2 protein-coding genes are annotated in these 3670 nt (G+C 38.5%); both read left to right on the top strand.

Annotated elements, in window-relative coordinates:
* The first annotated feature begins 149 nt into the window (after positions 1-149).
* Positions 150-2198 (top strand): NADH-quinone oxidoreductase subunit NuoG, encoded by a 2049-nt coding sequence (gene nuoG, locus IHO40_RS05395; protein ID WP_225537114.1) that lies wholly within the window; start codon positions 150-152, stop codon positions 2196-2198.
* Positions 2182-3207, top strand: coding sequence for an NADH-quinone oxidoreductase subunit NuoH (gene nuoH / locus IHO40_RS05400; RefSeq protein ID WP_225537115.1), 1026 nt, complete (start codon positions 2182-2184; stop codon positions 3205-3207). Before nuoG ends, nuoH begins: the two co-directional genes overlap by 17 nt.
* Positions 3208-3670: the final 463 nt, after the last annotated feature.

Here is a 3670-nt window from a genome sequence, read left to right on the forward strand (position 1 = left end):
GTACAAAGATAAACCGGTAAAACCAGTTAGATATATAAATCGCGACTCACGTATGAATTATATGTCCGCTGAATATGGGGATGGTAGTCTCGTTCAAGACGAAAGTGGCAATCCTATAAAATGGGAAGCTGTGTAGTGGATTTAAGTTTGTGGTTAAGATCACCATTAACTCTAGGAAATGTGAAGTGGAAGCTGGGCTTACTATAATCCAAGCCTGTGAGGCTGTGGGTGTTGAAATTCCGCGCTTTTGTTATCATGAGCGCTTAGCAATCGCTGGTAATTGTAGAATGTGTTTGGTTGAAGTGGAAGGCGGACCTCCAAAACCAGTAGCTTCTTGTGCAATACCAGTTGCAGAGGGTATGATTATTCACACTAATACCCCGAGAGTCAAAAAGGCACGTGAAGGAGTACTCGAGTTTTTGCTAATTAACCATCCGCTTGATTGCCCAATTTGTGATCAAGGTGGTGAGTGTGACTTACAAGATATAACAATGGCCTATGGAAAGGGAACTAGCAGACTTGACGAACATAAAAGGGCTGTACCAAAAAAGCATTTCGGGCCACTTATTGAAACTGCAATGAATAGATGCATCCATTGCACTCGGTGCGTTAGGTTCTTGTCTGATGTTGCAGGTACAAACGAACTTGGGGGAATTGGTAAAGGAGAAAATGTAGAAATCAGCACTTACATAGAAAGGCATATTAGCTCTGAATTATCTGGAAATATTATAGACCTCTGCCCTGTAGGAGCTTTGACTTCAAAACCTTACTCGTTTAAGGCACGCCCATGGGAACTATTACATTGTGAAACTATAGATGTGCTCGATGCTGTAGGAAGTGCGATCAGAGTCGATTACCGCGGCCCAGAAGTTATGCGAATATTGCCAAGACTCAATGAAGAAGTGAATGAGGAATGGATATCAGACAAAACTCGTTTTACTTATGACGGACTAAAAGTGCAACGCCTTGACCAACCTTATATAAAGAAAGGTAGTAAATTAATTCCAGTTGATTGGAATGAAGCACTAACTGTTGCTGCGAAAAAACTAAGAAGTACGAGGCCAAACAAAATGGCTGCAATTGCTGGTGATCTAGCAGATTGTGAGTCTATGCTTCTACTAAAAGAAATGATGCATAAGCTTGGCTCAGCAAATATAGATTGTAGGCAGGATGGAGCAAGGCTTATACAAAATAATCGTGGATCATATGTATTCAACACCACTGCTCAGGGTATAGAAAATGCAGATTTATGCCTTCTTATAAACACAAATCCTAGAGTAGAAGCGCCAATTATTAATGCACGTATAAGAAAAAGATATTTACAAGGTAACTTTCCTATTGCAAGCATCGGTCCTGACATTGAATATTTGTATCATGTTGAGAAGCTAGGCGATAATCCTGGCATTTTAAATGAAATAGCGAAAGGAAATCACAAATTTTGCAAGCTGCTAAGCGCTGCTAAAAACCCTATGTTTATCATCGGTCAAGATGCGTTAACAAGAGATGATTCTGAATCAATTCTAGCTTTAGCTAGCACAATTGCAGAAAATTTTAACATGGTGAGGGATGACTGGAATGGTTTTAATGTGCTGCATAAAGCCGCAGCACGAGTTGGTGGATTAGATGTTGGATTTGTTCCCAAAAAAGGTGGAAAAGACATTAACCAAACACTAAAGCAAGCAGAGAGTGGCGATATAGAAGCTGTTTATCTTCTCGGTGCAGATGAAATCGACACATCAAAATTAGAAAACACGTTTGTAATCTATCAAGGTCATCATGGCGATAGAGGGGCACACATAGCGGATGTTATTCTACCTGGAGCTACATACATAGAGAAATATGCAACTTACGTGAATACTGAAGGGCGAGTGCAGAGAACAAATTTAGCTGTATTTCCTCCTGGTGAAGCAAAGGAAGACTGGTTGATTATTAAAAATTTATCACAATATCTGGGCCTCTCCTTCCCATATGATAGTTTATTTGACGTGAAAAAAAAATTGGATACTATAGGTCCACAGTTTAGAAACGCTGACCAGGTGGTAAAAAACAAATGGGTACCAATTACCTGCGACGAGATAAAACTAAGTAGCGTACCTTTCGCCCTAAAAGAATGTAATTTTTATATGACAGACTCCATAAGCCGCGCTTCAAAAACAATGGCAGATTGTACTAAGGCTTTCTATGGACACGCTAGCTAACATTTTATTTGTTTTGGTGCCGTTACTGCTCTCAGTAGCGTACTTGGTGTACTTCGAACGCAAATTTATTGGTGCAATTCAACTAAGACATGGCCCAAGTGTGGTTGGGCCTTTTGGGCTATTGCAGCCATTTGCAGATGCGATTAAATTACTGATTAAAGAGCCGATAGTACCATTTAGGGCAAATACCATATTGTTCATTATGGCTCCGATGCTCACCTTTATTTTAGCATTAATCGCATGGGCAGTTATACCATTTGGCGCTGAAGTAATTATAGAAAACAGACAACAGACAGTAATTCCTAAGGTGATAGCAAATATTAATGTTGGAGTACTTTATGTGCTAGCTGTATCCTCTTTAGAGGTATATGGCATTATTATTGCAGGCTGGTCAAGTAATTCTAATTATGCATTTTTGGGTAGCGTAAGGTCAGCTGCCCAGATGATCTCATACGAAGTTTCGATAGGTCTAATAGTTGCCACAATTATTGTCACAACTAGCACACTAAATCTTGGAGAAATGGTAGTAACAAAGCATAATATGCCATTTTGGATTGATTTACTACTCATACCTATGGCAATAGTGTTCTTTATCTCTCTTCTTGCAGAAACTAACCGTCATCCGTTTGATTTACCAGAAGCTGAAGCAGAGCTTGTCTCTGGGTATAATGTTGAATATTCATCAATGCCTTTTGCCCTCTTCTTCTTGGGGGAATATGCAAACATGATCTTAGCAAGTGCTATGATGACAATATTTTTCTTAGGAGGATGGTATCCTCCTCTAGAACTTAATTTTTTGTATAAAATTCCAGGTTTAATTTGGTTTGTCTTAAAAATAGCTTTATTGTTGTTCATATTTATTTGGACTAGGGCAACAATACCTAGATATCGATATGACCAGCTAATGCGTCTTGGTTGGAAAGTGTTTCTACCAATATCAGTACTTTGGCTAATACTCATCTCAGGAGTGCTACTCTTTACTAGGAATTTGCTAGGTTTAGAGTTATAAATATGCATGCTGATCACAATATTAAAACTTCTTTGATAAATTTTGCACTAAGGTTTCAAGACTTTTGTACTATGGCTTTTTCTAATACCAATCCTCACCGCACAGAAAGCGGGTAAACAACAGTGAAAAAAAGCTACCCAAGAAACAAAAGGCTACTTGACAACCTTCGCCGTCACCCTGACCTTAACATTAAGGGTGTTTCTAACACTCAAAGCTTATTTTTGATCTGTAGGCTCAATGACAAAATTCAGTAAAAATTTCAGGGTATTTTTTGGCGGGTTGTATTAAATTATAGCGGCTACATGTCTTTTTCATTTTTTCTACACTCAGCCAAATCGTGCTTGAACTAAGCGTCAGTGAATTATTATAACGCCAATTTAAAGTATTATAGAGTCAAAGCTCGCCATTTGCCTTTTTTTTGCTTAGTAAATTTCTTAAATATTATAGCTTAGACTAATTGCGT

Origin of the sequence: Wolbachia endosymbiont of Mansonella ozzardi (assembly GCF_020278625.1) — a bacterium.
GTDB lineage: Bacteria > Pseudomonadota > Alphaproteobacteria > Rickettsiales > Anaplasmataceae > Wolbachia.